Raw genomic sequence first — 25677 nt, forward strand, 5'->3', positions numbered from 1 at the left:
GCGAAGACAATAAAAAACCCCGACCGGCGAACCGGTCGGGGTTTCGGGTGGAAGCCGCAGCGGGTTTAGTGTTTGGCTGCGCCAGCAGCGCCGTAGCCGGTCTGGGCACGGACGTACTGGTCGTCGAAAGCTTCGATTTCGCTCTTGGCACGGACGCTGGCGTCGCTCTTCGAGAAGATGAAGGCGAGCAGGAAGGCGACCGGCATCGCGAACAGCGCCGGCTGGGTGTAGGGGAAGAGCGGGGCGGCGTTGCCCAGCACGTCGACCCACACCGACTTCGAGAAGAGCACGAACAGCACCGCCGAGATCAGGCCGCCGTAACCGCCCCACAGCGCGCCGCGCGTGGTCAGGCCCTTCCAGTACATGGAGAGGATCAGCACCGGGAAGTTGGCCGCGGCGGCAACGCCGAAAGCGAGGCCGACCATGAAGGCGATGTTCTGCTTTTCGAAGGCGATGCCGAGGATGATGGCGACGAAGCCGAGGGCGATGGTGGCCATCTTGGAGACGCGGATTTCCGCAGCTTCGGAAGCCGTACCCTTCTTGATCACGCGAGCGTAGATGTCGTGCGAGATCGCCGAGGCACCGGCCAGGGCGAGACCGGAAACCACCGCCAGGATGGTGGCGAAGGCAACCGCGGCGAGGAAGCCGAGCAGCATGTCGCCGCCGACAGCCTTGGCCAGGTGCATGGCAACCATGTTGCCGCCGCCGATCAGCTTCTTGCCAATCTCGCCGCCTTCGAAGAACTCGGGGTTCTGGCCGACGATGATGATGCCGGCGAGGCCCATCAGGAAGATGACGTTGAAGAAGTAGGCGACGAAGCCGGAAGCGTAGAGCACCGACTTGCGGGCTTCCTTGGCGTCGGTGACGGTGAAGAAGCGCATCAGGATGTGCGGCAGGCCGGCGGTACCGAACATCAGGCCGAGGCCGAGCGAGATCGCGGTGACCGGGTCGGCGAGCAGGCTGCCCGGGTGCATCAGCTTTTCACCCAGGGTGTGGACCGACATCGCCTGATCGACCAGGGCGCCGAACGAGAAGCCGAACTGGCTCATCGCCAGCACCATGACCAGCGTGCCACCGGCCAGCAGCATGCAGGCCTTGATGATCTGCACCCAGGTGGTGGCAACCATGCCGCCGAAGGTGACATAGACCATCATCAGGATGCCGACGGCGAAGATCGCGACGTTGTATTCGAGGCCGAAAAGCAGCTTGATCAGCTGACCGGCGCCGACCATCTGGGCGATCAGGTAGAAACAGACGACGACCAGCGAGGAAACCGCGGCCATGGTGCGCACCTTGCCTTGATCCAGGCGGTAGGCGGTGATGTCGGAGAAGGTGAACTTGCCCAGGTTGCGCAGACGTTCGGCCATCAGGAAGAGGATGATCGGCCAGCCGGCGAAGAAGCACAGCATGTAGATGTAGCCGTCGTAGCCCTTGCTGTACACCATCGCTGTCAGACCGAGCAGGGTGGCGGCGGACATGTAGTCACCGGCGATCGCCAGGCCGTTCTGGAAACCGGTGATGCCACCACCGGCGGTGTAGAAGTCGGACGTCGACTTGGTGCGGCTGGCCGCCCAGTAGGTGATGCCCATCGTCATCGCGACGAACAGGCAGAACATGATGATGGCGTGCCAGTTGGTGGCTTGCTGTTCCGTCGGGCCGAGGGCGTCGCCGGCGGCAAAGGCCAGAGTGCTCAGGCCGAGCAGCCCGAGCGCGGGAATGATCTTGCGCATTATTTGTTCTCCTTCCAGGCGTCACGCACCACTTCCTGGGAAAGGGCGTCGAATTCGGTATTGGCGCGGCGGACATAGACCGCGGTCAGTACCCAGAAGAAAATGAACATGAAAAGTTCGGCGACGACGCCAACGGTCCATCGCGAACCTTCGGCAATCGGCTGACCGAGCGACGCGGGCGCGAACGCCACGATCATCACGAAGCCGTAGAACATGGTCAAAACGATCGCGGCCAGGGTCCAGGCGAAACGTCCCCTCTTTGCGACCAGCTCCTGGAATTTGGGATTTCCCCGCATCCTTTCGTACATCACGCTGCTCATAGTTGTTCTCCTTATTAATAATTACCGCTAAGCGGCGTGCGCATTGTATCTTATATAAGACCCGATAACCTTACAGTGTATGTAAGTTTACGCATGCGTAATTTTGGACATGGAACATGAGCAGCATTGACCTGAAAATTGACGGTGAAATCGCCACCCTGACCCTGAACAATCCCGCCAAGCTGAATGCCATCGACCTGGCGATGTGGCGCGCCCTGAGTCACCACATGGCGACCCTCGCTGCCGATTCTGCCGTGCGCTGCATCGTCCTGCGCGGTGCTGGCGAAGCCGCTTTCGCCGCCGGCGGCGATCTCGAGGAATTCGTCAGTGCCCGGACCACACTCGAACAGGCGTTGCTCTATCACGGCGAAGTTGCTGCAGCGCTCAACGCCATCGCCGATTCGCCGCACCCGACGGTGGCGTTGATCCAGGGCGCCTGCATCGGCGGCGGTCTGGAAATCGCCGGCGCCTGCGATCTGCGGATTGCCGGCGAGAGCGCCAAGTTCGGCGCGCCGATCAACAAGCTCGGCTTCTCGATGTATCCCGGCGAAATGGAAGGTTTGCTGCGCCTGGCCGGTGCCGCAGTGGTCAAGGAAATCCTGCTCGAAGGGCGCATCCTTGGCGCCCGTGAGGCGTACGAAAAGGGGCTGCTGACGCGTGTCGTGCCGGATGTTCAGGTCTGCGACGAAGCTTATGCCACTGCCCGCCGCATCTGCCAGGGTGCGCCGCTGGTTGCCGGCTGGCACAAGCAGTGGATCCGTCGCCTGCAGGATGGCCGGCCGCTGAGCGATGCGGAAAAGGCCGCCTCCTTCGCCTTTCTCGACACCGAGGATTACCGCGAGGGGCTGGCCGCCTTCCTCGAAAAGCGCAAGCCGCAGTTCAAGGCGCGCTGATCAGCCGCCAAAAACCGTGTGCAGCATCTTCGTCGACAGCAGGACCAGGACGGCGGCGAAGATCTTCTTCAAGGTTGCCACCGGCAGTCGGTGGGCAAGGCGGGCGCCGAGCGGCGCGGTGAAGGTCGACACCAGGCTGACGGCGACCAGCGCCGGCAGATAGACGAAGCCGATCGACCAGTCGGGCAGGCCGGTACTGCCCCAGCCGTTGATCAGGTAGCCGGCGGCGCCCGCGAGCGCGATCGGCAGGCCGATCGCCGCCGAGGTGCCGATGGCGTTCTGCATCTTGACGTTGCACCAGGTCATGAACGGCACCGACAGCGAGCCGCCGCCGATGGCGACCAGCGCCGAGACGATGCCGATGCAGCCGCCGACCCCGGCCAGCCCGAGCGGGCCCGGCAGTTCGCGGGAGGGTTTGGGCTTGACGTTGAGGATCATCTGCAGGGCGACGTAGGCCATGAAGCAGCCGAAGAAGATCGCCAGCGGCGCGCTTGCCACCCGCGAGGCGACGAAGGTGCCAGCGAAAGTGCCGAGCAGAACGCCGGGTGCGATGCCGCGCACGATGTCCCAGCGCACGGCGCCGTGCGCGTGGTGGGCGCGCAGGCTGGAGATCGAGGTGACGACGATGGCCGCCATCGAAGTGCCGAGCGCGACATGAACCAGATGTTCGTGGGGAAAGCCCTGCGCCGCGAACATCGTCGTCAGCACCGGCACCATGATGCCGCCGCCGCCGACGCCGAGCAGCCCGGCGAAAAAGCCGACGAAGGCGCCGAGGGCCAGGTAGGCCAGAATCCATTCCGGGGTCATGTGTGTCGATTCCTAATTGCTGGGGGCAAGCAGTTGCCCGGTGATGAACTGCCACTCCGCAGCCGTCACCGGCGTGATCGACAGCCGGTTGCCGCGTGCCAGCACGCGCATGCCGGCCAGTTCCGGATGGCGGCGCAGCTCGCCGAGACCGAGCAGCCGGGAGCGGCTGACGAAACGCACGTCGCGCAGCCACCAGCGCGGCTGTTCGGGTGTCGATTTCGGGTCGTGATACTTGTCGGTGGCGGAAAACTGGGTCGGATCCGGATAGCTGTCCGAGCAGATTTCGCAGATGCCGGCGATGCCCGGTTCTTTACAGCCGGAATGGTAGAAGAAGGCGAGGTCGCCGGGCTGCATGGCGTCGCGCATGAAGTTGCGCGCCTGGTAGTTGCGCACCCCGGTCCACGGAAAGGCGCGTTGCGGCGCGGCCGCCAGGTCGTCGATCGAAACCTCGTCCGGTTCCGATTTCATCAGCCAGTACTGCATCTTCCGGTCACAAAATGAAAACAGGTGGCAGACCAGCTGCCACCTGTCAAAAAAAGCCCCCGCGAGTGCCGTCAGGCCGGCATCCTGAACCTGGGTTCAGAGTGGCTGCTTTCCTTCCGCATCAGGCACGTTCGACGAAGAACGCGCACAACAGCGGGTTTCTGGTCCGCAACCGATGCCAATCAGCATTGGTTCAAGGAATATATGGCCTTAACAAACACCGCAGGGGACACTCGGCGGGCCACCCCGCAACCGGTCAGAAGTCCAGTTGCTGCTGGGGTGCCAGCACGGCATCCAACCGTGCTCCCATGGCTTCGATTCTACGCTTCGTTTCCGGCGACGCAACCGTTTCTTGGTTGTCTTCCGGCACGGGCTGGCCCAGGTGCTCGTGGGCGATGTTGAGCGCCGCCATCACCGCCACGCGTTCGGCGATCGTGCTGCGCGTGCGCTGGGCGATGTCGCGCATCTTGCCGTCGACCATGTCGACCGCCGCCAGCAGGGCATCGCGTTCTTCGGGCAGGCAGGCAACGCGGTACTCGCGGCCCATGATCTTGACGTCGAGAAAATTCTGCTCGCCGCTCATCAGGCATCCTCGGGAATCTGTTCGATCAGGCCTTCGAGGCGTTCGCGGGCGGCCGTCATGGTCGAGCGCAAATGCAGGCGTTCCGCTTCGGCAGCGGCGATCTGGTTTTTCAAGACTTCGTTTTCGGCGCGCAACTGGTGCACCAGGGCGACGACCTGATCGATCTTGGTTTCGAGCGCTTCGAGTTCGCTATTCATGGGCCGCACTATAGAGGGATAAATGTAGTCTGGTCAAGGACTAAGCGGCTATTTTCAAAGTGATTTATCGCTTTTGCGCAGAGGCCGGCTCGCGCTGCTTGAAGCGGCGATGTAGAATGCCCCACTTGTCAGGTGCCGTAAGCGAATTTTATTCCATGCGGTTAAACGGGAAAGCGGTGCGTCTCTCCGAGACCAAGCCGCTGCTGCCCCCGCAACGGTAAGCAAGTGCGGGCGCATCACGAAGCCACTGGGGAAACCTGGGAAGGCGATGCGTCAAGACTTGCGAGCCCGGATACCGGCCTGCCATGCCTCACGGAAATGCCACGGGGTGGTGGCGCCGGTTTCCCGACCTGCGCCCTGCCCGTGCGTTTCCTTTTCAACGCATTCCGGCATGCGGGGACGCCTGCCGGGAAAGGGAAAATCATGTCCATCCGTTTCCGGCCCCTGCTGGGCCTGGTGCCGGCTGCTTGCGTCGCAGTCGCTGGCGCCGCCGAAACCGTCAAGCTCGACGATGTCGTCGTCACCGCCACCCGTCAGGCCATGCGCGCCGACGAAGTCCTCACCGATACGACCGTCCTCGAACGCGCCGAGATCGAGGCTGCCGGCCATTCCAGCCTGGAACAGATCCTCGCCGCGCAACCCGGCATCCAGATGGCGGCCAACGGCAGCCCGGGCGCAGCGTCCTACTTGTACGTCCGCGGCGCCAATCCCAAACACGTCCTGTTGCTGATCGACGGCATGCGCGTCGGCTCGGCGACTTCCGGCGAGCCGACCTGGTCGCGCATCCCGGCGGCGCAGATCGAGCGCATCGAGATCGTCCGCGGGTCGGCGTCGTCGCTCTACGGCAGCGAAGCGATCGGCGGCGTGGTCCAGGTATTTACCCGGCGTGGCAGCGGGCCGCTGAAGTTTTCAGCTACCGCTGGCGGCGGTAGCGATAGCGCCCGCTCGGCCAGCGCCGGGCTGGCCGGCAGCCAGGGTAGCTGGCGCTACGCGCTGAACCTGAGCGAAGACGCGAGCGACGGCTTCAACAGCAAGCCGAAGGACCCGAAAGCCAATCCCGACCGCGACGGCTTCCGCAACCGGGCGGCGGCCGGCAGCCTGGGTTACCAGTTCGCGCCCGGCCACGAACTCGGCCTGAGCATCCTGCATGCCGAGGGGCGCAGCCGCTATGACGGTTCCGGCGCCAAGGTGAACTGGGTCAACAGCACGCGCAACGGCGCGGCCAGCCTGGTCTTGCAGAACGCCCTGAGCGATCAATGGACCAGTCGCCTGAGCGTCGGTCGCAGCATCGACGATTCGAGCAACCTCAAGGACGGCATCCGTAACAGCCGTTTCAACACCGAACAGCGGCAATACGCCTGGCAGCACGACATCCAGGGCCGCCTCGGCAATTTCCTGCTCGGCGTCGAACGTCTCGAACAGGAAATTGACACCAGCGGCAACTATGCCCGCGACGAACGCCGCAACGATGCCGTGCAGCTCGGCTGGAATCGCGGCTTCGGTGCGCACCGGCTGCAGGCGTCGGTTCGCCATGACGACGATTCGCTGTTCGGTGACAAGACTTCCGGCTCGCTCGCCTATGGCTACCGCTTCTCGCCGAACTGGCGGGCCAGCCTGAGTGCCGGTACCGCTTTCAAGGCGCCGACCTTCAACGAACTCTACTATCCGGCGAGCGGCAGCTATGCCGGCAACCCGGACCTGCGCCCGGAGTCGTCGCGCAACCGGGAAGCGGCGTTGCATTACGAGAATGGCAGCCAGCACGTCTCGCTGACCTGGTACCTCAACCGGATCGAGGACATGATCGTGTGGACCAAGGTCGGCGCGTTGAATCAGCCGACCAACGTCGAAAACGCCCGCATCGAGGGAACGACGCTTGCCTGGCAAGGGCGGCTGGCCGGTTTCGACCTGCAGGCCAGCCACGACTGGCTCGACGCCGAAGACCGCAGCAACCACCGCCAGTTGCCGCGTCGGGCCCGGCACACGGTGGCGGCGGCGGTCGCCCGCAGCGTCGGCGACTGGGACTGGCGCTTCGAGCTGACGGCGAGCGGCAAGCGCTACGAGTACAAATCGAATGCGCGCGTCGGCCTGAGCGGCTACACTCTCGCCAACCTTTACGCCGCCTACCGTTTTTCGCCGGACTGGGCCGTCTTCGCCCGCATCAACAACCTGTTCGACCGCGACTACACGTTGGCCGACGGTTATGCGACGGCGGGACGCAACGCCTTCATCGGCATCCGCTACAGTCCGAAGTAATCCCGCATGCCGACCCGCCGCCGCGCCTTCCTGATTCTTGCCTCGCTCGCCTTGCTCAGCCTGGCCAGTTTCGCGCTGGCGCTGGCGGCCGGCAGCCTGCGCGTGGCGCCAGCGGAAATCGTCGCCGCCCTGTTCGGCCAGGGCGACGGGACCGGTGCCATGGTCGTCCAGTTGCGTCTGCCGCGCGCGCTCGCCGGCTTTGCCTGCGGCGGCCTGCTGGCGCTGGCCGGCGCGTTGATGCAGGTGCTGCTGCGCAATCCGCTGGCCGATCCCTACGTGCTGGGAGTTTCCGGCGGCGCCGGGGTTGGCGCGATGTTCGCGATGCTGCTCGGGCTGCCGCTGCTGGCTGTCGACGGACTCGCCTTTGCCGGCGCCTTCGGCGCCATGTTCCTGGTTTTCGGGCTGGCGCACGGCGACGGCTGCTGGACCCAGACCCGCCTGCTGCTCACCGGCGTCATCGTCGCCGCCGGCTGCGGCGCGCTGATCGCGCTGATGCTGTCGATCGCCGAAGAGAGCAAGCTGCACGGCATGCTGTTCTGGCTGATGGGCGATCTCGGCCAGACCTATACCTGGTGGCCGACGCTGCTGGTCCTGGCGCTGGCGCTGCTGGCGGCCATGCCCTTCGCTCGCGAACTCAACCTGCTGTCGCGCGGCCTGATGCAGGCGCAGGCGCTGGGGGTGGCGATCGACCGCCTGCGCGTCGTCATTTACCTGCTCGCTTCGCTCGCCACCGCCGCTTCGGTGACCACCGCCGGCTCGATCGGCTTCGTCGGGCTGGTCGTGCCGCACCTGGTGCGGCTGGCGCTCGGCAACGACCAGCGCCTGCTGCTGCCGGCCGCGGTGCTGGCTGGCGGCTCGCTGCTGGTCTTTGCCGACACCGCGGCGCGCACCGTGATCGCCCCGCAGCAGTTGCCGGTCGGCGTCCTCACCGCGCTGATCGGCGTGCCGGTCTTCCTTTTCCTGCTGTCGAGGCAGCCGAAGTGAGCGCCCCCTTGCTTGAAGCCCGGCAGCTCAGCGTCGATATCGGTGGCAAGACCGTTGTCGACCGCCTGAACCTGAGCCTGCAGCCGGGCGAAAGCCTGGCCATCCTTGGCCGCAACGGTGCCGGCAAGTCGACGCTGCTGTCCACGCTGGCCGGCCTGCGTCCGCCGCGAGCCGGCGCCGTGCTGCTCGATGGCGAAGATTGCGCCCTGCTGCCGCCGCGTCAGGCGGCCTTGCGCCGGGGCTGGCTAGGCCAGTTCCAGAGCGACCCCTTCGGTTCGACCGTGCTCGAAACCGCCCTTACCGGTCGCCATCCTCACCTCGGCCGCTGGGACTGGGAGTCGAAGCGCGACGCCGAACTGGCGCGCGGCGCGCTCAAGGCGCTGGGCTTGGCCGGCATGGAGGCGCGCCAGGTGCATACGCTGTCCGGCGGCGAACGCCAGCGCCTCTCCATCGCCACCTTGCTGACCCAGGCGCCGCCGCTCTACCTGCTCGACGAACCGCTGTCGCATCTCGACCTCAACCACCAGATGGCCGTCCTCGAACTGTTCGCCGGTGCCGCCCGCGATTGCGGCGCCGCCGTCGTCATGGTCCTGCACGACCCGGCGCTGGCCCACCGCTTCTGCGACCGGGCGCTGCTGGTCTACGGCGACGGCCGTTGCGCACAGGGTACGGTCGATACCGTCCTGACTGCGGCAACGCTGTCCGGACTCTACGGCTACGGGCTGCGGCAGATCGAAGACCACGGCCAGCGCTGTTTCATTCCGGAGTAAGCCCATGACGATCAGCCACCAACAACGCATGCAGAAGAAAAAGGCCGTGATCGACGGCAAGATCGACGCCGCCCAACAGGAACGCGGCGTGCTGGTGATCAACACCGGCAACGGCAAGGGCAAGTCCTCGGCCGCCTTCGGCGTCGTCGCCCGGGCGCTCGGCCATGGCTTCAAGGTCGGCGTCGTCCAGTTCGTCAAGGGGCGCTCGGACACCGGCGAGGAAGCCTTCTTCCGCCAGCAGCCCAACGTCGCCTGGCATGTCGGCGGCGAAGGCTTCACCTGGGAAACCCAGGACAAGGAGCGCGACGCCAAAGCCGCCCAGTTAGCCTGGGAAATCGCCTGCGGCCACCTGGAAAATCCGGAGATCGGCCTGGTCGTCCTCGACGAGATGACCTACGCCTTCAAGTACGGCTGGCTCGACCTTGACGCGGTGATCGCCAGGTTGCTCTCGCGTCCGGCCCTGCAGCACGTCATCGTCACCGGCCGCGCCGCGCCGCAGGCCTTGCGCGATGCCGCCGACACGGTGAGCGAGATTGGCATGGAAAAACACGCCTTCCAGGCCGGGGTCAAGGCGATGCCCGGGCTGGAGTACTGATGCCGGCCTGTCCCGCCCTGCTTGTCGCCGCGCCCGCTTCCGGCCAGGGCAAGACCACCGTCACCGCCGCGCTGGCCCGCCTGCATGCGCGGCAGGGGCGGCGCGTCACCGTCTTCAAGTGCGGGCCGGATTTCCTCGATCCGCAGATTCATGCCTTCGCCAGCGGTCGACCGTGCCAGAACCTCGATCTCGGCATGTGCGGCGAGGACGACGCGCGTTGGCGACTGGCCCGCGCGGCGGCGGAGTCCGAGCTGATCCTGGTCGAGGGCGTCATGGGGCTGTTCGACGGCAGGCCGTCGGCGGCCGACATCGCCGAACGTTTCGCCATCCCGGTCATGGCGCTGATCGACGCGGGCGCTATGGCCCAGACCTTCGGTGCCGTCGCGCACGGCCTGGCGACCTACCGCTCCGGCCTGCCGTTCGCTGGCGTGCTGGCCAACCGCGTCGCCAGCCCGCGCCACGCCGCCATGCTCCAGGAAAGCCTGAAACCCGGCATGGGCTGGTTCGGTGCCCTGCCGAAGAGTGGCGACAGCCTGCCCGAGCGCCATCTTGGCTTGCTCCAGGCGGCCGAGATCGACGACCTCGCAAGCCGCCTCGACAAGCTGGCCGACGCGCTCGCCGCGAGTGCCACGGTCGACTTGCCCAAAGCGGTAAATTTCACCGCCGCCCCGCCGCCGGCCCTGCCGCCCTTGCTTGCCGGCCGGCGCATCGCCATCGCCCGCGACGCGGCCTACGGCTTCATCTACCCGGCGAACCTGGAAACCCTGTTCGGGCTCGGCGCCGAATTGCGCTTCTTCTCGCCGGTGGCCGGCGATCCGCTGCCCGAGTGCGACGCCGTCTGGCTGCCCGGCGGCTACCCGGAACTGCACGCTACCGCGCTGAGCGCCAATGTCGGCCTGTGGCAGGCGCTGCACGCCCACGTCGACGCCGGCAAGCCGCTGCTCGCCGAGTGCGGCGGCATGATGAGCCTGTTCGAGGAAGTGGTGGACAAGGCCGGCCAGACGTACCGCTTCGCCGGTCTGCTGCCCGGGCGGGCGGTCATGCAGCCGCGCCTGGCGGCGCTCGGCACGCAGTTCGCCGACTTGCCGGAAGGCCGGCTGGCTGGCCACACCTTCCATTACTCGAAGAGCGAGACGCCGCTGTCGCCGCTGTGTCGCGCTGTCACTGCCGAAGGCCGCGAGGGCGAGGCGATCTTCCGCCGGCAGCGGCTGACCGCCTCCTACGTGCATTTCTATTTCCCGTCGCAGCCGCAGGCAGCGGCAGCGCTGTTTGGTGCTTGAGTTTCCGGTTTTTTCGGATCGTCAATTAGCGTCACCCTGTTTTTTTGGAAGGCGTTGGCTGCGTACAATGCCCCCACTTGTTCCCCAAAGGAGACATTCATGAACAAATTCATCGCCATGGCGGCGGCCGTCATCCTCGGCCTGACGCTCAACATCAACGACGCCGAAGCCAAACGCCTGGGTGGTGGTAGCTCGTTCGGCATGCAGCGCCAAGCCACGCCGCCGAGCCGTAACGTCCAGCAAGCGCCGCATCAGGCACCCGCTGCGGCCCCGCAGGCGCAGCCGAAGCGCTCATGGATGGGGCCGATTGCCGGTCTCGCCGCCGGTCTCGGTCTGGCCGCGCTGGCTTCGCACTTCGGTTTCGGCGAAGGACTGGCCAACTTCATGATGATCGCCCTGCTGGCTTTCGCCGTGATCGCCGCCATCGGCTTCTTCATGCGCAAGAAGGCCGGCGCTCAGGCGCAGGGCATGCAGTACGCCGGCGCTGGTGCCAATTACGGCGGCCAGCCGGGCAATGTGGCGCGGCCGGATTTCACGCCGGCAGGTGGTTCGTCCTTCACGTCGGCGGCCCAGGCCGTTGAATCGACTGGCGGCAACATTCCGGCCGACTTCGATGTCGAAGCTTTCGTGCGCAACGCCAAGGTCAACTTCATCCGCCTGCAGGCGGCCAACGACGCCGGCAACCTCGACGACATCCGCGAGTTCTCGTCGCCGGAAATGTTCGCCGAGATCAAGATGGCGATCGACGAGCGCAAGGGTGCGGCGCAGGAAACCGACGTCGTCCATCTCGACGCCCAGGTCATCGAAGTGGTCGAGGAAGCCAACCGCTACATCGTCAGCGTCCACTTCAGCGGCCAGATTCGCGAAGAGCGCGACGGCCCGGTGATCGATTTCGCCGAAGTCTGGCACATGACCAAGCCGCGCGACGGCAATCGCGGTTGGGTCATCGCCGGCATCCAGCAAGTTCAGTAAGCGCTGCGGCGCCACAAGACAAAACCGACCGGTTCGCCCGGTCGGTTTTTTTTGGCTCAGGGATTTTCCGCCAGCGCGACGACGTCGCCGATGACGAGCAGGGCCGGCGGCGCGACCGCGTGGCGCCGGGCGACTTCCGGTAGCGTCGCCAGTGTCGCCGGATAGATCTTCTGGTTCGGCCAGGTGGCGCGGTAGATCAGCGCTGCCGGCGTCGCTCCGGGCAGCCCGTGCGCCTGCAACTGCCGGGCGATGATGTCGAGCCCGCCAACGCCCATGTAGATCGCGATCGTCTGCTGCGGCTGGGCGAGCGCCTGCCAGTTGAGGTCGATGCTGTGATCCTTGTAGTGCCCGGTGACGAAGACGCAGCTCTGGGCATGGTCGCGGTGCGTCAGCGGAAAGCCGAAGGCGGCAGCGGCGCCGAGTGCGGCGGTGATGCCGGGGACGATCTCGACTTCGATGCCGTGCTCGACGAGCAGCGCCATCTCCTCGCCGCCGCGCCCGAAAACGAAGGGATCGCCGCCTTTCAGCCGGACCACGCGGCGGCTGGCGCGGGCCAGGTCGAGCAGGCGCCGGCTGATTTCCTCCTGCGGCAGCGTGTGGTTGCCGGCCGATTTGCCGACGTAGATGCGCTCCACGGTCGACGGGCAGAAATCGACGATTTCCGGGCTGACCAGGTTGTCGTAGAGCATCACCTCGGCCTGCTGCAGGCGCCGGTAGGCCTTCAGCGTCAGCAGTTCTGGGTCGCCGGGGCCGGCGCCGATCAGCGCGACGCGCCCGGCCGGAAATTTGCTGCCGCGGCTCAGCATGCTTCGACTCCGCTGCCGTTGCGGTGAAAGACCAGGTCTTCGACGACCGCGCCGTCTTTCAGGTGCTGTTGGACGATGCGGTCGATGTTCTCGTCGGTCACGTTGTAATACCAGACGCCGTCCGGTTGCACGGCGACAATCGGCCCGCCCTGGCAGGCGGCGACGCAGCCGGTGCGCGTGCGCTTGATCCGCGCCGGGCCGGCATCGACGCCGAGGCCGGCGGCACGCAGCTTGCCCTGCAAGGCGTTGAACAGCGCCTCGCCCTCGCCGTTCTGCGTACAGCGCGGGCCGGTGCACACCAGGATCTGCCGGCTGTAGTCGCGGATCTTCGGCTTGATGATCTCGCTCACGGCGCGTTCAGCCTTCAATTTCAGCCTCCTCGCCTGCCGGCGGCAGTTCGCTCAGCAAGGCGGCGGCGATGTAATCCTCCGGCAGGCCGTAGTCGGCGGCCAGTTCGGCGGCGCTGCGGCCGCTCGCCTGGATCGTCGCCAGCCAGCCGTTGAGGCCGGTGGACAAGGAACGCCCGGCCTGTTCGCCGGCATGCGTGTTGCGCTCGCCGGCCTCCACCGCGTACTTGTTGGCGTAGCCGCGCGGCGTCACCATCAGGCCGTGCTTGATGAAGGTGTTGGAATTGCCGATCAGTACCGTCGACAGCATGCCGATCTCGGCCTCGGCCATGCGCTCCAGCGTCGTCAGCTCGATGCGCTGCTTCGGGCGGTGGCCGGACTTGACGATGGCCACCGGCGTCTGCGGGTCGCGATGGCGCAGGAACAGGCGCTGCGCTTCGACGATCTGCTGCGTGCGCCGACCGCTCTTCGGGTTGTACAGCGCGACGACGAAATCGGCATAGGCCACCGCGTCGAGCCGGCGGGCGATGGTCGGCCAGGGCGTCAGCAGGTCGGACAGCGAAATGGCGCAGAAATCGTGGGTCAGCGGCGCACCGACCAGCGCCGCGCAGGTGTTGATCGCCGAGGCGCCGGGGACGATCTCGACCTCGATATCGGCGTCCGGCGTCCACCCGGCCTGGAACAGCACCTCGAAGGTCGGCCCGGCCATGCCGTAGACGCCGGCATCGCCCGAGGAGATCAGCGCCACCTTCTTGCCCTGGCGGGCGCGGTCGAGCGCTTCGACGGCGCGGTCGAGTTCTTCGGTCATCGACTTCTTGATGACTTCCTTGCCCTCGACCAGGTCGGCTATCAGGCGGATGTAGGTGACGTAGCCGATGATCGTGTCGGCCTCGGCAATCGCCGCGCGGGCGCGCGCCGTCAGGTGGTCGTGGCTGCCCGGGCCGAGGCCGACGAGCATGATCTTGCCTTGGGCGGCGGGATGGTCAGGTGCGTTCATGGGGAATCCTGGCAATGGAGACGGTGGCATTGCGGCCGTCCGGGCCGCGCAGCCGGTGTTTTTCGATGAGGAGATGCGTTTTGTCGGCGCCGGCTGCGAGCAGCGCGGCGGCTTCCGAAACCGACGGCGTACCGGTGTACTTGCGCACGGTTTCCGACGGATTGGGCACGTCGACCGCGGCCAGTTCGCTGGCCGGGTAGAACAGCGCCGGCCAGCCGTGGCGGGCGATGACTTCAAGGAGGCCGGGTTCGTCGGCCTTGAGGTCGATACTGGCTGCCGCCCGGACATCGTCTGGCGTCGCGCCGCAGGCGGCGAGCGCTTCTTCGATGCAGCTGGCGATGGTGCTGGCGGGGGTGTTGCGGTCGCAACCGAGGCCGAGGGTGATTTTCAAAATACCCTCGCTCTCGGTGCGCAACTACGGAGCGCGGATCTCTCTCCCTTCGAGAGCGCCAAGCAGCGAAGGTCAGGCGAAAACGAGCGGGGTTCCAGTTCGGCCGCTGTTTTCCGCCGTTGACCGGCGTCTCCCTTTCTTTGCTTCGCCAAAGAAAGGAAGCAAAGAAAGGCGACCCCCACGTTCGCGCCGGGCCGTCGGCCCGGTTCCCTGCGCTGCTCGACCGGCCGGGCGGTTCGCAAAACTCGCCTGCGGCTCAAACATTGCGAACCGACGGCCCCCGGCCGGCCTGCGCTGCTCGGCGCTCGCGAGGGGGGGAGTGGTGCTCCGTGGTTGCGTATGCGGTGGATTTTCATGGGCGATAGATCACGCAGCGGCCGGCCAGTTGCGCCGCGTAGCTTGCCGGCATCGCCCGCTCGCTGATCCACAGCACTGCGGCGTAGCGGCCGACGTCGACTTCCTCCAGTTTTGCGAAGCGCGTCACATTGGCCGGCAGCGGGCCGTTGCGGCCGTTGGCGTGGTTTGGCCACCAGTCCGGCGAGCCGGCTTCCTGGACCAGGGCGACCGGCTCGTCGTTGACCATCGCCGCGCTGACCCGCACCAGTTCGTCGTGCGTCGCCTCGAAGGTCCAGCCGAGTTCGCGGCCGAGGAGGTCGACGCCGATGGTTTCGCGCGCATCCGAGGCAGTGGTCAGCACCGCCTGGGCGCCGAGCACGGCGGCGAGGTGGCCGGCCAACCGGTTGGCGCCGCCGAGGTGGCCGGAGAGAACCGGGATGGCGAACCTGCCGGCTTCGTCGACGACGACCACGGCCGGATCGACTTCCTTGCCCTTCAAGTGCGGGGCAATCAGGCGGACGACGGCGCCGAGCGAGACGATGGCGACGATGCCGTCGAAGGCGGCGAACAGCGCCGGCACCTGCTCGCCGACCTTGCCGGCGTAACTGTTGGCGGCGCCGGGCGCGGCGGCCTTGGCTTCGGCGCGGAATTTCTCCGGTGCGAACAGTTGCGCACCGGGCAGCGCGGCAACGACCCGGCCGGCCAGCGCGATGCCGTGTTTGGTGATGGAGACGACTGCTATCTTCATTTTTGGCTCATTTTTCCGGTCGACCGCAGGATTTACGCCGTGACCGCGACTTGGCGCTTGCGGCAACCGCGGCGCAGTTCGCCGCGCACGCGCTTGGGGTTCTGCACCAGCAGCAGCGACAGGTAATTGACCTTTTCGCCCTTCAGGCTGACGACGTCGCGGACGATGCGTTCTTCCGGCGAGCCGACTTTCTCGATGAACACGGAGGTCGCCAGCAGCTCGCGGCGTTCGAGCAGGTCGATGACCTCGTCGAGCAGCGGCTTCACTTTCAGCAGGGCCAGCGTGTCGAACTCGTCGAGCAGGTGGTTGATGACCTCGACGCCGTAGGCGGCCGGGATGATGGCGAAGGTTTCGTCCTCCTCGGCGAGCGTGACGCCGGTGGTCGCCGCAGCGGCGGCGAAGGACGAGACACCGGGAATGGTCTCGACCTCGACCTCCGGCGCCAGTTCGCGCACGACGCGGGCGAGGTGGCCGAAGGTGGCGAAGGTCGAGGCGTCGCCTTCGACCAGGAAGACGAGGTCGCGGCCGCTGGCGAGCAGTTCGACAGTCTGCGTCGCGGCGCGCGCCCAGGCCTTGGCGAGAAGTTCGGCGTCGCGCGTCATCGGGAAGACCAGTTCGACCGCGTCGGCCGGCACGGCGATGCCGCCGCGCTCGACGATGGCCAGCGCGTAGGACGATTCCTCGGCCTTCTTCACCGGGTACAGCCAGCGCGCGCCGGATTGCAGCGCCGCCCAGGCGCGGCGGGTGATCAGTTCGGGGTCGCCAGGGCCGAGCGAGGCGCCGATGAGTCTCCCGTAGTGTTGTTGTTCAGTCATGCATTTTCCTTGTCTTGGGTCCAGGCGGTGACGATCCACACCGGGTTTTGCGCCGCCATGCGGTGCATGTCGAGTATCGGCTGGCTGCGGCTGGCCTGTAGTTGCACCACGTCCCAGCCGGCGCCGATGGCCTTGAGTGCGCTCGTCGCCGTCGCCAGGTTTTCCAGCGTGACGAAGTTCATCACCAGCCGGCCGCCGGCTTTCAGGCGAGCGAGGATCAGGCGGATCAGTTCGTCCAGTTCACCGCCGGAGCCACCGATGAACACCGCGTCCGGGTCCGGCCAGGTGTCGAGCAGCGCCGGCGCCTTGCCTTCGCACAACGTGTAGTTGCCGACGCGAAAGCGCTCGGCGTTGGCGCGCGCGTTGGCGGCGTCGGCGGCGTTCTTCTCGATCGCCCAGACATGGCCCAGCGGCGCCAGCCCGGCGGCTTCGAGGCCGACCGAACCGGAACCGGCGCCGATGTCCCAGACCGTGCTATCGGCCTTCAGGCGCAGCTTGGCCAGCGACAGTGCGCGCGCCTCCTGCTTGGTGATCAGGCCTTTTTCGGGCGAACGCTGGAGGTAGTCGAGGTCGTCGCGGCCGAAGACCGGCGCGGCGTCCAGCGAACGCTCAATCAGCACGACGCTGGGGTCAGGAAAATACCCCTGCGCCACGTCGACCGCCGACGAATCGCTGGCCACCATTTCATCCGCCAGCAGCAAGCGGCTGGCCACCGACAGGCGGACTTCGTCGCCGTAGCCGGCGGTGATCAGCGCCCGCGCCAGCCGCGCCGGGTCGTTGTCCGGGCCGGTGAAGGCAAAGACGCGGCGGTTCAGCGCCACCGCCCGCAGCAAGGGGTAAAGCCCGTGCGCCGGCGTCGCGCCCGACTGCCATTCGCCGGCATCCTGGCTGTGGCAGGAGGCGATGGCCACGTCCTGCCAGGGTTTCTGCCAGCGGGCGAAAGCGATCTGCAGCGTCGATGGCGCCGGTAGCACGCGGACGCCGGCGCCGCCCAGTTGCCCGAGCAGGTAGCCGCCAATGCCGTGGCAGAGCGGGTCGCCGGTCGCCAGCACGGCAACCGTCCGGCCGGCAGCGCGTGCCTCGGCAATCCAGCCCGGCACGCGCGCGAGCGCGCCGTCCATGGCACGCAGTTCGGCGTTCGGCAACTGCGTTTTCAGCAGATCGAGCGTGCGGCCGACGCCGATCACCAGCCCGGCCCCGCTCAGCGCCTGGCGGGCGGCGTCGCCGAGGCCGGCCCAGCCGTCGTCGAGGATGCCGACGAGGAAAACCTCTGAACTCATGACGCAGCCTCCTCATCGACGCGGCAGATGAAATTGCCGTCGAAATCGCAGACCAGCACGGCCAGCCGGTAACTGCCGGGGTATTGGCCCTTGAGTGCGCGGATCGCCTTCTTCGCCAGTTGTTCATGGAAAGCGACCGACAGGCCGAGCGTCGCCAGGCGTTCGGCGGCGAAGCGGGCGGTTTCGGCGGCGCGGATTTCCTCGACCAGTTCGTCCGGCGCGCCGACTTCACGCGCCGAGTCGGCGAGGATGTTGCGGTCGACCTCGGCTTTCCAGGCATGCGTCACGGCCAGGCCCTGGCACATCTTGGTCAGCTTGCCGACCATGGCGCCGATGTAAACCTGCGGCAGCTTGCGCTTGACCGCGCTGGCAAAGGCCGCCTTGACGAAGTCGCCCATCTGCACGAAACAGGATTCGTCGAGTTCAGGCAACTGGCGCATGGCGAATTTCTCGGTGCGCCCGCCCGTCGTGAACACCACGCTGGTCTGCCCCTGCTTCGCCGCGACATCGACCGCCTGCACGACGCTGGCACGGAAGGCGGCGGTCGAGTACGGGCGGACGATGCCGGTGGTGCCGAGGATGGAAATGCCGCCGAGGATGCCGAGGCGGGCGTTCAGCGTCTTTTTTGCCATCTCGTCGCCGCCGGGCACCGAAATGCTCACTTCGAGGCCGTCGTGTTCGAGCAGTTCGCCAGCCACGGCGCGCACATTGTCGAGGATGTTGCGGCGCGGCACCGGGTTGATCGCCGGCCCGCCGACTTCCAGCCCCAGGCCTTCCTTGGTCACCACGCCGACGCCAACGCCGCCCTTGAGCACGATCTCGCCGGCACGGTGCGGCAGCAGGCGGACGTCGGCGGTCAGGTGGGCGCCGTTGGTCGCATCCGGATCGTCGCCGGCATCCTTGACGACGACGGCGTGCGCCAGCCCGGCGGCTTCCTCGACGCTGCCGTCGAGCACCGGGAAGGCCTGCTCCTGACCGTTCGGCAGGCGGCTGACGATGCTCTCCGGCACTTCGCTGAGTAGCAGGCCGAGGCTGGCGGCGCGCGCCGCCGCTGCGGCACAGGCGCCGGTGGTGAAGCCGGTGCGGTTGCCGCGCGCGCGCTTGCCGTCGCCCTTGCGGACCTTGGCGGGTTTTTCGTCGGCGCTCATGCGGCCTTTTTCTGTTCCGCTTCGGCCAGCGCGAGCATGGCGTGGATGGCGGCGACAACCAGCGTCGAGCCGCCCTTGCGGCCCTTGATCGCCACCCAGGGCACTTCGTCGACGGTCATCAGCAGGTCCTTCGATTCGGCGGCCGAGACGAAGCCGACCGGCATGCCGACGACCAGCGCCGGGCGCACGCCCTCCTCGCGGATCAGGCGGACCAGTTCGATCAGCGCGGTCGGCGCATTGCCGATGCCGACGATGGCGCCGTCGAGCTGGCCCAGCCTCTGCGCCTTGCGCATGGCCTGCACGGCGCGCGTCGTGTCCGCCGCTTTGGCCGCTTCGATCACATCGGCGTCGGAAATGTAGTGGTGCGTGCTCAGGCCGAAATGCTGCAAACGTGGCTTGGACAGGCCGACGCAGATCATCTCGACATCGGCGACGATGGGCGTGCCGCCCTTCAGCACGGCGTGCATGCCGGCCTGCATGGCGTCGGGGTGGAAGGCGGTGAGGCCGTTGAACTCGAAATCGGCGTTGGCGTGGATCATCCGCCGCACCAGCGGCCATTGCTCGGCGCTGTAGGCGTGCGGGCCGGCCTCGGCGTCGATGATGGCAAAAGAGTCGTGTTCGATGGCGCGGCCGGCGGCGGTCAGTTGTTCGGTGACGGTGTTGGACATGCGGCTTCCGGGTCAGGCGTGGCTGTGGGCGCAGCCGTGGTGGGCGTGCTCGTGCGCGTGGTCGTGGCCATGGGCATGCGCCGGGCTGGCGATGGCGGTGTGGCTGTGGTCGTGCAGGTGCTCGGCCTCGGCCAGTTCGCGGTACTTGCAGCCGTCGCATTCGAGCAGGCCGCCGGCCAGCGCGTCGGGCGACACGCGGGCGTCGAGCAGCGCGAAGATGCCTTCGTCGAAGCCGAAATGCTGGCCCAGCGCAAAGGCCAGTTGCGGGTACTGCTGGCGCAGGCGGGCGACCTGCTCGCCGATGCGCTCGATCAGCACGCCGGTGAACAGATAGACCGGGATGATGGCGATCTGCATCATGCCCAGCCGCGCCTGCCGCTGCACGATGGTTTCCAGACGCGGCCAGGTGACGCCGGTGAAAGCCAGGTCGACCAGTTCGTGTTCGTTTTCCTCGTACAGCCAGCGCGCCATCTTGGCCAGTTCGCCGTTGGCGCCGACATCGGAAGAACCGCGGCCGAGCAGGACGACGCCGGTGGTCTGCGGGTCGGGCACCGCCAGTTGCTTCATCAGGCGGTCGAGCTGGCCTTGCAGGACGGCGAACAGCTCGCGCCCCATGCCGAGGTGGCGGGTGACGATGAACTGTACCTGCGGATGCCGCGCGCGCGCCGCTTCCACCGCTGCCGGCAGTTCCATCTTGACGTGGCCGGCGGCGTTGAGGATGAAGGGAATGGCGACCACCGTGCCGGCCCCGGTGGCGGCGCGGTCCAGGCCTTCGTCGAGCAGCACGTCGGCGTGTTCGATGAAGCACACCTCGATGCGCCAGTCCGGGTGGCGGGCCTGCCACTGCGCGGCGAAATCTAGGGTTTCCTTGTTGCCGTCGCGGCCGCGCGAGCCGTGCGCAACGAGCAGGTAGGTGGTGGATTTCATGAGCTGGACTCCGGAGAAAGTTCGGGGGAAAAGCTGGCGCGGCGGAAGCGGTGGGCAAAGGCCGGGTCGTAGAGCTTGGAGCGGATGAGGTCGGGCCAGTCGGCGGCGCCCAGCGTCGGGCTGGCGACGATCATCGCCTGGCTGCCGATCTTCGCGGCCTGGCAGCGCTGCTTGATGTCGGCCAGGGTGCCGCGCACGATCTTTTCCTCGCCCGGCCAGCTCGCTTTCTGCACCACCAGGATCGGCGCATCCTCGGCCCAGCCGGCGGCGCGCAACGCGTCCTGCACCTTGTGCAGCAGGGTGATCGACAGGTAGATGCACAGCGTCGTCTGGTGTGCGGCCAGGGCTTCAAGTTCTTCGCCCGGCGGCATCGGCGTGCGCCCGGCAACGCGGGTGAGGATCACCGTCTGCGTCACTTCCGGCAGGGTCAGCGTTTCGCCGGCCGCCGCCATCGAGGCCATCGCCGACGAGACGCCGGGCACCACCGCCCAGGCTATGCCGGCGGCGGTGAGCGGGCGGGTCATCTCGATCAGCGCGCCGTAGAGGCCGGGGTCGCCGGTTTGCAGGCGGACCACGGTTGCATGCCGGGCGGCGGCGGCGAGCAGCCAGTCGGTCATCTCTTCGAGCGTCATGTCCTTGGAGTCGCGAATCTCGCAGCCGGCCGGCGCGTACAGCGTCGCCGCCTGATCGACCAGCGAACCGGCGAAGAGCACGGCGCCGGCCTGTTCGAGCAGCTTGCGCCCCTTGACGGTGATCAGGTCGGGATCGCCGGGGCCGGCGCCGACAAACCAGATCTTGCCGCTCATCGGCAAAATCCCACGGTCAACCGCCAAAATCGGCAAAATTTCATCGAGCTTCCTCCAGGGAAAGTTGCGCCAGCAGCGCATCCAGGCTGCGGGCCGGTGCGCCGGCGGCGATGCCGCGCGCGGCCAGCGCGCCTTGCAGCGCGACCACCGCCGGCAGCGGCTGCCCGGCCTGTTTCAGCGCCGCGGCCTGCGCCGGCAGTTCGGCGGCGGCGAAGGCCGCGAGGCAGCGGCCGGCGGCGAGCAAATGGATGTCGTCGGCCCAGCGATAGGCGAAATCGACGTCGTGCGTGGACAGCACGATGGTGATGCCCTGCCCCGCCAGGCGGTCGAGCACGGCCAGCAGTTCGTGCTGCATGGCGGCGTCGAGTCCGGCCATCGGCTCGTCGAGCAGCAGCACGTCCGGCTGCATGGCGAGCACGCCGGCAATGCACACCCGCTTTTTCTGGCCGAAGCTGAGGTGATGCACCGGGCGATTGGCGTGTTCGGCCATGCCGACCGCCGCCAGCGCCTCGTCGACGCGCCCGCGCACCGTCGCCTCGTCGAGGCCGAGATTGAGCGGGCCGAAGGAGACGTCCTCGACGACGCTGGCCGAAAACAACTGCCGGTCCGGGTTCTGGAAAACCAGCCCGACCCGCCGGCGCAAGGCGGCCAGCCCGGCGCGGCTCATGTCGAGCGGCGCGCCGGCAAAACGCAGGCTGCCGGCGCTCGGTTGCAGCAGGCCGTTGCAATGCATGAGCAAGGTGGTCTTGCCGGAACCATTGGCGCCGAGCAGCGCATTGCGGCTGCCACGGCGGATGGCCAGCGAACAGCCGTCGAGGCCGAGGCTGCCGTCGGCGTAGCGGTGGCTGAGCGAGATGGCTTCGAGCAGCATCAGGATGGCCACCGCGCCAGCATCAGCAGCCCGCCGCCGGCCAGCACGGCGAGCGCAGTGTCGCGCCCGGCGTGGGCGAATTGCGGCGTCAGGAAGCGCAGGCTGCCGTCGCCGTTGCGCGCCAGCGCCGCCAGATGCAGGGCCAGCGCGCGCTGCCAGACCTGCAGCGCCAGATTGGCCGTGAGTTGCCCAAGCGAGCGCAGGCTGTGGCGCAGCGTCGCATCGCCCAGGCGCGCCTGCTGCGCCGTGCGCACCTCATGCACGGCTTGCGAGAAAACGAAGAGCATGCGGTAGCAGAGCACCATCAGGTCGAGCAGCACGGCCGGGCAACGCAGGCGGCGCAGCAGCGCGATCAGGTCGGACAGCGGCGTCGTCAGCACCAGCCCGAGCAAAGCCGCCAGCGCGGCGAGCGAGCGGCCGGCCAGCGCGGCGACCTGCGGCCAGGCTTCCGGCGCCCAGCGCCAGCCGCTGTCGGGATCGACCGCCACCAGCAGCCCGACGCAGGACAAACCAAGAAAACCCACCGCCGGCGCCGCAACGCGCAGGTAAAGGCCCGCCGGCACGCCGGCACCGACGCAGGTCAGCACGGCGGAACACAGGGCCAGGCGCAGCGCCGCGCCCGGCGACACCGCGGCAAAGGCCGCCAGCAACCCGGCCAGCGCGAACGCCGCCTTGGCCGCCGGGCTGACGCCACGCCAGCGGTTGGCGTAGGCCGCCTGCTCAATCAGCATGCGGCGCCTGCTCCCGCGTTTCGCCCTGTTTGCGCAGCTTGTCGCGGGTCACCGCGCAACCCAGCCAGTAACCGATAACGCCGGCCCCCAGCGCCGCCTGCAAGGCGAACAACAGCGAGGCGATCTCGCCGCTGGCCGGCTCCAGCAGCGGCTCGAACCAGCGCTGGTAACCCGGCGCGACGGCAGCGATGGCCTGCTGCGCCTTGTCGTCGGCGCCGCCAAACCGCTCGCCGTCGGCGCCGCCGATGCCCAGATAAGGCACCAGCCACAGCGGCAGCACGGTCAACAGCACAACGGCGGCCAAAATCAACAGATTCTGCTTCTTCATGCCTTGCCCCCGTTTCCGGCAAACAGCGGCAAGCCTTGCAGTTCCTGAGCGTTGAAGCGGGTCAGGGTATTGACCACGAGCACCGTCAGCAGCCCTTCGCTGATCGCCAGCGGAATCTGCGTGATCGCGAAGATGCCGCCGAACTTGAGCAAGGAAGCGGCAAAACCGCCGGCCGGATCGGGAAAGGCCCAGGCCAACTGGATGGCAGTGGTCAGATAGGTGGCGAGATCACCGAGGCAGGCGGCGGCGAACACGCAGACGGCGAGCGACAGGCCGCAGCGGCGACCGAGGCGGAACAATCCAAAGGCGACGAAAGGCCCGACGATGGCCATCGAGAAGACGTTGGCGCCCAGCGTCGTCAGCCCGCCATGCGCCAGCAGCAGCGCCTGGAACAACAGGACGACGAAACCGACCGGCACCATCGCCAGCGGCCCGAACAACAGCGCGCCGAGCCCGACGCCGGTCGGATGCGAGCAACTACCGGTGACCGACGGCAGCTTGAGCGCGGAGAGGACAAAAGCAAAGGCGGCGGCAACGCCGAGCAACATGCGCTGCTCCGGCTGCGCCTGCAATTGCCGGCGCACCGAATGCACGCCCCAGGCAAGAAACGGCGCCGACGCCAGCGACCAGCCGATGGCATGGTCCACCGGCAAAAAACCTTCCATGATGTGCATGACTTCCTCCCCGAAGCGATGAAACCCCCGGGGAAAATCAGCACGAATCGGAGAAAGTCAGGGCGTGCCCAGCACGCGCGCATCTGTCTCAGAACCGCTCCCATCACCCCGGAGAATGGCACTACCTGGCTCAAAGGTCGGTCTTCTGGCTCGCCGTCATCCTTCCCTGCACCTTCCCGTGTGCGAACACACAGTGGCAAAAACAGGGTCGTCAGGCCTACAGCAGCGGGGGCTGCGCCGGAATTGCCACACGAGGTGACGCACCGGCTTCCCGTTTAAACCCGATCCGCAATGCGAAACGGGTACCTAAAAGCGGAGGCGATTCTAACACCGGCATCCTGCAGAAGGAAACCGCATGCCGGGAAACGCCGGTCTGCCAGCCTGTTTCGGGGAAGCGGGGGCGGGCTCGGTGGCGATTGAAGTAGAGATGGTCTCTATGATTGAGAAAAGCCTAGGCCGGAGCGAAGTGAGGAGATTGATCCCAGCAGAGCAATGCAAAGTGATGTCAAAAAACGAACGAATGATGTATTCATGTTGCGTCAAAGCTGAAAAACCTACAACATTTGTTCTGATCATCAATACAAACGAGGTTATGCATGTATTCAAGAGACGAGCGTGACGCATCAATGATGGAATTGGTTGTAAACGTACGAGCTCGCTCGCGCTCAAAAGAGCTAGCGACCTTTCCTTTTACACCGCCAACAATGGAGTTACTTGCAAACGACTGCGTCGATTTTCAATTAAATGCAAAACGCCCTCTCGTACGTACATACAAAAAAGGAAAAGTCGCGACATACCTTCTCGATGCAAAAATTCAAACCGTTTCGGGGAAGGTCTATCTGTTCTTGCTTTTGGCTATTTCCGACCAGCGCCGCCCAGACGAAGTTCTTTCCGACCCTCTTGCTAATGAACCTGCGGTGCCACGTAGAATTATCGAAAAGAATAACGGCGAGGGAAGTGAACATTCATGCCATATCGCAATTTCCATCATGCCTAGAGAAAAAAATGGAAATCAATATTTGGCAGCCGTCGAGTCTATTCCTCACGTGGGATTGTATTTCATCAATTCGTATATCCGTCACCTTTTTAAATTCATCTCGATTTCGAATCGTTACAGTCGGAACGACCCTTCAGGGGAAATAAATGATGGAAAATACAAAACAGTTAATGTTTTCGCAACTACAAATCTAAACGGAGTTCCGTCAGATGATCTCTTGCGTGACTTAAAGAAAGGTATATTGGGCGAGATTGAATTATCAAAAGAGGAGTCAGCGGTTAAGGGGTTTGATCAAAACGAATTCACCGTTCCCAAAAAAACCAAGTTGCTTCTTACCCCGACAGGGAAAGGGCTAAATGGTAAAGTCTTTGATGTTGTTAAGACAGTCTGTAGCACAGGAGCATTGAAAAAATATTCTGTTGCCAAGTTTACTTGGACTGGTTTAGAGGGGCAGCGCTCTTCCGCAAAATTTGACTGCGAAACAAACAGCGTTCTTACAGAAAAATACATAAAACGTAATACATTTAACTTGCCTAACCCTTTGCCATCCTCCTGCGAAAAACTTGACGATCAATTCTGTAATCTTTTGGCGTATTGGGCTCGATAATGCTAGTTCACCAACTTTTGCGACCTTGGGCATATTTAAGCATACATGGGCAAAAAAAATGGTTCTTTGATTGGGTGGTGCCAGCAATCATTACAACGGCATTTATGTGTATATTTTTTATAACAAAAGGAAAGCTGAATTTTTATTACCAAAATGGCGTAGTGGCCTCTATAACCGCCTTTGTTCAAAATTTGCCCGGATTCTTTATAGCCGCACTAGCCGCGGTAGCGACATTCAACAGAGCGGACCTAGACAAAAAAATTCCGGACCCTCCTTTAATGCTACCCGTTATTAACCGAGGGATGAGAAGTTTGGTAACGCTAACCAGGCGAC

The 25677-nt window shown here is 65.7% G+C and carries 30 protein-coding genes, 1 other RNA gene and 2 riboswitches; of the genes, 9 read left to right on the plus strand and 22 right to left on the minus strand.

Annotated elements, in window-relative coordinates; all coding sequences use genetic code 11:
• Window positions 1–65 precede the first annotated feature (65 nt).
• Both ACLIIZ_RS01545 and ACLIIZ_RS01550 read right to left on the minus strand, forming a co-directional pair.
• Complete coding sequence (locus tag ACLIIZ_RS01545) at window positions 66–1730, minus strand: cation acetate symporter (RefSeq protein WP_416690440.1); 1665 nt, start codon at window positions 1728–1730, stop codon at window positions 66–68.
• Window positions 1730–2050, minus strand: a complete 321-nt coding sequence (locus tag ACLIIZ_RS01550; RefSeq protein WP_416690441.1) for a DUF485 domain-containing protein — start codon at window positions 2048–2050, stop codon at window positions 1730–1732. The genes ACLIIZ_RS01545 and ACLIIZ_RS01550 overlap by 1 nt, the downstream gene beginning before the upstream one ends.
• A 116-nt stretch (window positions 2051–2166) precedes the next feature.
• On the opposite strand from ACLIIZ_RS01550, the gene ACLIIZ_RS01555 reads away from it, so the two are divergent.
• Window positions 2167–2943 (plus strand): enoyl-CoA hydratase/isomerase family protein, encoded by a 777-nt coding sequence (locus ACLIIZ_RS01555; protein ID WP_416690442.1) that lies wholly within the window; start codon window positions 2167–2169, stop codon window positions 2941–2943.
• Here ACLIIZ_RS01555 and ACLIIZ_RS01560 read toward each other — a convergent pair whose 3' ends face one another.
• From ACLIIZ_RS01560 to ACLIIZ_RS01580, 5 genes are all read right to left on the minus strand, one after another.
• Complete coding sequence (locus ACLIIZ_RS01560) at window positions 2944–3750, minus strand: sulfite exporter TauE/SafE family protein (RefSeq protein WP_416690443.1); 807 nt, start codon at window positions 3748–3750, stop codon at window positions 2944–2946. It lies immediately after the preceding gene.
• 12 nt (window positions 3751–3762) lie between these two features.
• Window positions 3763–4218 carry an EVE domain-containing protein gene (locus ACLIIZ_RS01565; RefSeq protein WP_416690444.1) on the minus strand — a complete coding sequence of 152 codons (456 nt, stop codon included), beginning with the start codon at window positions 4216–4218 and terminating at the stop codon, window positions 3763–3765.
• Between the two features lie 67 nt (window positions 4219–4285).
• Window positions 4286–4465: non-coding RNA, 6S RNA (gene ssrS / locus ACLIIZ_RS01570), on the minus strand.
• 24 nt (window positions 4466–4489) lie between these two features.
• Window positions 4490–4816: a cell division protein ZapA gene (locus ACLIIZ_RS01575; RefSeq protein ID WP_416690445.1), complete on the minus strand. Its 327-nt coding sequence runs from the start codon at window positions 4814–4816 to the stop codon at window positions 4490–4492.
• Window positions 4816–5013, minus strand: coding sequence for a hypothetical protein (locus ACLIIZ_RS01580; RefSeq protein ID WP_416690446.1), 198 nt, complete (start codon window positions 5011–5013; stop codon window positions 4816–4818). Before ACLIIZ_RS01580 ends, ACLIIZ_RS01575 begins: the two co-directional genes overlap by 1 nt.
• 113 nt (window positions 5014–5126) lie before the next feature.
• A riboswitch (cobalamin riboswitch) is annotated at window positions 5127–5331 on the plus strand.
• A 105-nt stretch (window positions 5332–5436) separates the two neighbouring features.
• On the opposite strand from ACLIIZ_RS01580, the gene ACLIIZ_RS01585 reads away from it, so the two are divergent.
• The 6 genes from ACLIIZ_RS01585 to ACLIIZ_RS01610 all read left to right on the plus strand — a co-directional run bounded on the left by ACLIIZ_RS01585 (window position 5437) and on the right by ACLIIZ_RS01610 (window position 11867).
• Window positions 5437–7266, plus strand: a complete 1830-nt coding sequence (locus tag ACLIIZ_RS01585; RefSeq protein ID WP_416690447.1) for a TonB-dependent receptor domain-containing protein — start codon at window positions 5437–5439, stop codon at window positions 7264–7266.
• Window positions 7267–7272: 6 nt separating this feature from the next.
• Entirely contained in the window at window positions 7273–8250 is a 978-nt protein-coding gene (locus tag ACLIIZ_RS01590) for a FecCD family ABC transporter permease (RefSeq protein ID WP_416690448.1), read from the plus strand.
• Window positions 8247–9020 carry an ABC transporter ATP-binding protein gene (locus tag ACLIIZ_RS01595; protein ID WP_416690449.1) on the plus strand — a complete coding sequence of 258 codons (774 nt, stop codon included), beginning with the start codon at window positions 8247–8249 and terminating at the stop codon, window positions 9018–9020. Before ACLIIZ_RS01590 ends, ACLIIZ_RS01595 begins: the two co-directional genes overlap by 4 nt.
• A 4-nt stretch (window positions 9021–9024) precedes the next feature.
• Window positions 9025–9615 carry a cob(I)yrinic acid a,c-diamide adenosyltransferase gene (gene cobO, locus ACLIIZ_RS01600; RefSeq protein WP_416690450.1) on the plus strand — a complete coding sequence of 197 codons (591 nt, stop codon included), beginning with the start codon at window positions 9025–9027 and terminating at the stop codon, window positions 9613–9615.
• Window positions 9615–10895 (plus strand): cobyrinate a,c-diamide synthase, encoded by a 1281-nt coding sequence (locus ACLIIZ_RS01605; protein ID WP_416690451.1) that lies wholly within the window; start codon window positions 9615–9617, stop codon window positions 10893–10895. The genes cobO and ACLIIZ_RS01605 overlap by 1 nt, the downstream gene beginning before the upstream one ends.
• 99 nt (window positions 10896–10994) lie before the next feature.
• Complete coding sequence (locus ACLIIZ_RS01610) at window positions 10995–11867, plus strand: Tim44 domain-containing protein (protein WP_416690452.1); 873 nt, start codon at window positions 10995–10997, stop codon at window positions 11865–11867.
• A gap of 56 nt (window positions 11868–11923) precedes the next feature.
• Here ACLIIZ_RS01610 and cobA read toward each other — a convergent pair whose 3' ends face one another.
• From cobA to ACLIIZ_RS01685, 15 genes are all read right to left on the minus strand, one after another.
• Window positions 11924–12673 carry a uroporphyrinogen-III C-methyltransferase gene (gene cobA / locus ACLIIZ_RS01615; RefSeq protein WP_416690453.1) on the minus strand — a complete coding sequence of 250 codons (750 nt, stop codon included), beginning with the start codon at window positions 12671–12673 and terminating at the stop codon, window positions 11924–11926.
• A complete protein-coding gene (locus ACLIIZ_RS01620; protein WP_416690454.1) occupies window positions 12667–13041 on the minus strand; it encodes a (2Fe-2S) ferredoxin domain-containing protein in 375 nt (124 codons plus the stop codon). Before ACLIIZ_RS01620 ends, cobA begins: the two co-directional genes overlap by 7 nt.
• The gene (gene cobJ / locus ACLIIZ_RS01625; protein WP_416690455.1) at window positions 13031–14017 is read right to left on the minus strand and encodes a precorrin-3B C(17)-methyltransferase; all 987 of its coding nucleotides are present in this window, start codon (window positions 14015–14017) and stop codon (window positions 13031–13033) included. Before cobJ ends, ACLIIZ_RS01620 begins: the two co-directional genes overlap by 11 nt.
• On the minus strand, window positions 14004–14408 hold the full coding sequence (locus ACLIIZ_RS01630; RefSeq protein ID WP_416690456.1) for a cobalamin biosynthesis protein: 405 nt from the start codon (window positions 14406–14408) through the stop codon (window positions 14004–14006). The genes cobJ and ACLIIZ_RS01630 overlap by 14 nt, the downstream gene beginning before the upstream one ends.
• A gap of 352 nt (window positions 14409–14760) precedes the next feature.
• Window positions 14761–15492, minus strand: a complete 732-nt coding sequence (locus ACLIIZ_RS01635) for a cobalamin biosynthesis central domain-containing protein (RefSeq protein ID WP_416690457.1) — start codon at window positions 15490–15492, stop codon at window positions 14761–14763.
• Window positions 15493–15524: 32 nt separating this feature from the next.
• A complete protein-coding gene (cobI, locus tag ACLIIZ_RS01640) occupies window positions 15525–16307 on the minus strand; it encodes a precorrin-2 C(20)-methyltransferase (protein ID WP_416690458.1) in 783 nt (260 codons plus the stop codon).
• On the minus strand, window positions 16304–17587 hold the full coding sequence (gene cbiE, locus ACLIIZ_RS01645) for a precorrin-6y C5,15-methyltransferase (decarboxylating) subunit CbiE (protein ID WP_416690459.1): 1284 nt from the start codon (window positions 17585–17587) through the stop codon (window positions 16304–16306). The genes cobI and cbiE overlap by 4 nt, the downstream gene beginning before the upstream one ends.
• On the minus strand, window positions 17584–18735 hold the full coding sequence (locus tag ACLIIZ_RS01650; protein WP_416690460.1) for a cobalt-precorrin-5B (C(1))-methyltransferase: 1152 nt from the start codon (window positions 18733–18735) through the stop codon (window positions 17584–17586). The genes cbiE and ACLIIZ_RS01650 overlap by 4 nt, the downstream gene beginning before the upstream one ends.
• Window positions 18732–19403: a precorrin-8X methylmutase gene (locus ACLIIZ_RS01655; RefSeq protein WP_416690461.1), complete on the minus strand. Its 672-nt coding sequence runs from the start codon at window positions 19401–19403 to the stop codon at window positions 18732–18734. Before ACLIIZ_RS01655 ends, ACLIIZ_RS01650 begins: the two co-directional genes overlap by 4 nt.
• A gap of 12 nt (window positions 19404–19415) precedes the next feature.
• Window positions 19416–20330 (minus strand): sirohydrochlorin chelatase, encoded by a 915-nt coding sequence (locus ACLIIZ_RS01660; RefSeq protein WP_416690462.1) that lies wholly within the window; start codon window positions 20328–20330, stop codon window positions 19416–19418.
• A complete protein-coding gene (gene cobM, locus ACLIIZ_RS01665; protein WP_416690463.1) occupies window positions 20327–21136 on the minus strand; it encodes a precorrin-4 C(11)-methyltransferase in 810 nt (269 codons plus the stop codon). Before cobM ends, ACLIIZ_RS01660 begins: the two co-directional genes overlap by 4 nt.
• A gap of 40 nt (window positions 21137–21176) precedes the next feature.
• Window positions 21177–22019 carry an energy-coupling factor ABC transporter ATP-binding protein gene (locus ACLIIZ_RS01670; protein WP_416690464.1) on the minus strand — a complete coding sequence of 281 codons (843 nt, stop codon included), beginning with the start codon at window positions 22017–22019 and terminating at the stop codon, window positions 21177–21179.
• Window positions 22007–22738 carry a cobalt ECF transporter T component CbiQ gene (gene cbiQ, locus ACLIIZ_RS01675; protein ID WP_416690465.1) on the minus strand — a complete coding sequence of 244 codons (732 nt, stop codon included), beginning with the start codon at window positions 22736–22738 and terminating at the stop codon, window positions 22007–22009. The genes ACLIIZ_RS01670 and cbiQ overlap by 13 nt, the downstream gene beginning before the upstream one ends.
• Complete coding sequence (locus tag ACLIIZ_RS01680; RefSeq protein ID WP_416690466.1) at window positions 22728–23066, minus strand: energy-coupling factor ABC transporter substrate-binding protein; 339 nt, start codon at window positions 23064–23066, stop codon at window positions 22728–22730. The genes cbiQ and ACLIIZ_RS01680 overlap by 11 nt, the downstream gene beginning before the upstream one ends.
• Complete coding sequence (locus tag ACLIIZ_RS01685) at window positions 23063–23740, minus strand: energy-coupling factor ABC transporter permease (protein WP_416690467.1); 678 nt, start codon at window positions 23738–23740, stop codon at window positions 23063–23065. The genes ACLIIZ_RS01680 and ACLIIZ_RS01685 overlap by 4 nt, the downstream gene beginning before the upstream one ends.
• A 118-nt stretch (window positions 23741–23858) precedes the next feature.
• Window positions 23859–24065, minus strand: a riboswitch (cobalamin riboswitch).
• A gap of 30 nt (window positions 24066–24095) precedes the next feature.
• Here ACLIIZ_RS01685 and ACLIIZ_RS01690 point away from each other — a divergent pair.
• A complete protein-coding gene (locus ACLIIZ_RS01690; RefSeq protein ID WP_416690468.1) occupies window positions 24096–24359 on the plus strand; it encodes a hypothetical protein in 264 nt (87 codons plus the stop codon).
• Entirely contained in the window at window positions 24337–25344 is a 1008-nt protein-coding gene (locus ACLIIZ_RS01695) for a hypothetical protein (RefSeq protein ID WP_416690469.1), read from the plus strand. Before ACLIIZ_RS01690 ends, ACLIIZ_RS01695 begins: the two co-directional genes overlap by 23 nt.
• Window positions 25345–25677: the final 333 nt, after the last annotated feature.

This window comes from Azonexus caeni (assembly GCF_048146105.1).
In the GTDB taxonomy this organism is placed as follows: Bacteria; Pseudomonadota; Gammaproteobacteria; order Burkholderiales; family Rhodocyclaceae; genus Azonexus; species Azonexus aromaticus_B.

Excerpts from the sequence above, each read along its gene's own strand:
- cobO (WP_416690450.1), top strand. The coding sequence starts at position 9,025 with ATGACGATCAGCCACCAACAACGCATGCAGAAGAAAAAGGCCGTGATC.
- ACLIIZ_RS01550 (WP_416690441.1), bottom strand. The coding sequence starts at position 2,050 with ATGAGCAGCGTGATGTACGAAAGGATGCGGGGAAATCCCAAATTCCAG.
- ACLIIZ_RS01660 (WP_416690462.1), bottom strand. The coding sequence starts at position 20,330 with ATGAAATCCACCACCTACCTGCTCGTTGCGCACGGCTCGCGCGGCCGC.
- ACLIIZ_RS01650 (WP_416690460.1), bottom strand. The coding sequence starts at position 18,735 with ATGAGCGCCGACGAAAAACCCGCCAAGGTCCGCAAGGGCGACGGCAAG.
- ACLIIZ_RS01590 (WP_416690448.1), top strand. The coding sequence starts at position 7,273 with ATGCCGACCCGCCGCCGCGCCTTCCTGATTCTTGCCTCGCTCGCCTTG.
- ACLIIZ_RS01585 (WP_416690447.1), top strand. The coding sequence starts at position 5,437 with ATGTCCATCCGTTTCCGGCCCCTGCTGGGCCTGGTGCCGGCTGCTTGC.
- cobA (WP_416690453.1), bottom strand. The coding sequence starts at position 12,673 with ATGCTGAGCCGCGGCAGCAAATTTCCGGCCGGGCGCGTCGCGCTGATC.
- ACLIIZ_RS01605 (WP_416690451.1), top strand. The coding sequence starts at position 9,615 with ATGCCGGCCTGTCCCGCCCTGCTTGTCGCCGCGCCCGCTTCCGGCCAG.
- ACLIIZ_RS01575 (WP_416690445.1), bottom strand. The coding sequence starts at position 4,816 with ATGAGCGGCGAGCAGAATTTTCTCGACGTCAAGATCATGGGCCGCGAG.
- cobM (WP_416690463.1), bottom strand. The coding sequence starts at position 21,136 with ATGAGCGGCAAGATCTGGTTTGTCGGCGCCGGCCCCGGCGATCCCGAC.
- ACLIIZ_RS01560 (WP_416690443.1), bottom strand. The coding sequence starts at position 3,750 with ATGACCCCGGAATGGATTCTGGCCTACCTGGCCCTCGGCGCCTTCGTC.
- ACLIIZ_RS01685 (WP_416690467.1), bottom strand. The coding sequence starts at position 23,740 with ATGCACATCATGGAAGGTTTTTTGCCGGTGGACCATGCCATCGGCTGG.
- cobI (WP_416690458.1), bottom strand. The coding sequence starts at position 16,307 with ATGACTGAACAACAACACTACGGGAGACTCATCGGCGCCTCGCTCGGC.
- ACLIIZ_RS01680 (WP_416690466.1), bottom strand. The coding sequence starts at position 23,066 with ATGAAGAAGCAGAATCTGTTGATTTTGGCCGCCGTTGTGCTGTTGACC.
- ACLIIZ_RS01545 (WP_416690440.1), bottom strand. The coding sequence starts at position 1,730 with ATGCGCAAGATCATTCCCGCGCTCGGGCTGCTCGGCCTGAGCACTCTG.
- cbiE (WP_416690459.1), bottom strand. The coding sequence starts at position 17,587 with ATGAGTTCAGAGGTTTTCCTCGTCGGCATCCTCGACGACGGCTGGGCC.
- ACLIIZ_RS01580 (WP_416690446.1), bottom strand. The coding sequence starts at position 5,013 with ATGAATAGCGAACTCGAAGCGCTCGAAACCAAGATCGATCAGGTCGTC.
- ACLIIZ_RS01565 (WP_416690444.1), bottom strand. The coding sequence starts at position 4,218 with ATGAAATCGGAACCGGACGAGGTTTCGATCGACGACCTGGCGGCCGCG.
- ACLIIZ_RS01610 (WP_416690452.1), top strand. The coding sequence starts at position 10,995 with ATGAACAAATTCATCGCCATGGCGGCGGCCGTCATCCTCGGCCTGACG.
- ACLIIZ_RS01655 (WP_416690461.1), bottom strand. The coding sequence starts at position 19,403 with ATGTCCAACACCGTCACCGAACAACTGACCGCCGCCGGCCGCGCCATC.
- ACLIIZ_RS01695 (WP_416690469.1), top strand. The coding sequence starts at position 24,337 with ATGTATTCAAGAGACGAGCGTGACGCATCAATGATGGAATTGGTTGTA.
- cobJ (WP_416690455.1), bottom strand. The coding sequence starts at position 14,017 with ATGAACGCACCTGACCATCCCGCCGCCCAAGGCAAGATCATGCTCGTC.
- ACLIIZ_RS01690 (WP_416690468.1), top strand. The coding sequence starts at position 24,096 with ATGCCGGGAAACGCCGGTCTGCCAGCCTGTTTCGGGGAAGCGGGGGCG.
- cbiQ (WP_416690465.1), bottom strand. The coding sequence starts at position 22,738 with ATGCTGATTGAGCAGGCGGCCTACGCCAACCGCTGGCGTGGCGTCAGC.
- ACLIIZ_RS01555 (WP_416690442.1), top strand. The coding sequence starts at position 2,167 with ATGAGCAGCATTGACCTGAAAATTGACGGTGAAATCGCCACCCTGACC.
- ACLIIZ_RS01635 (WP_416690457.1), bottom strand. The coding sequence starts at position 15,492 with ATGAAGATAGCAGTCGTCTCCATCACCAAACACGGCATCGCGCTGGCC.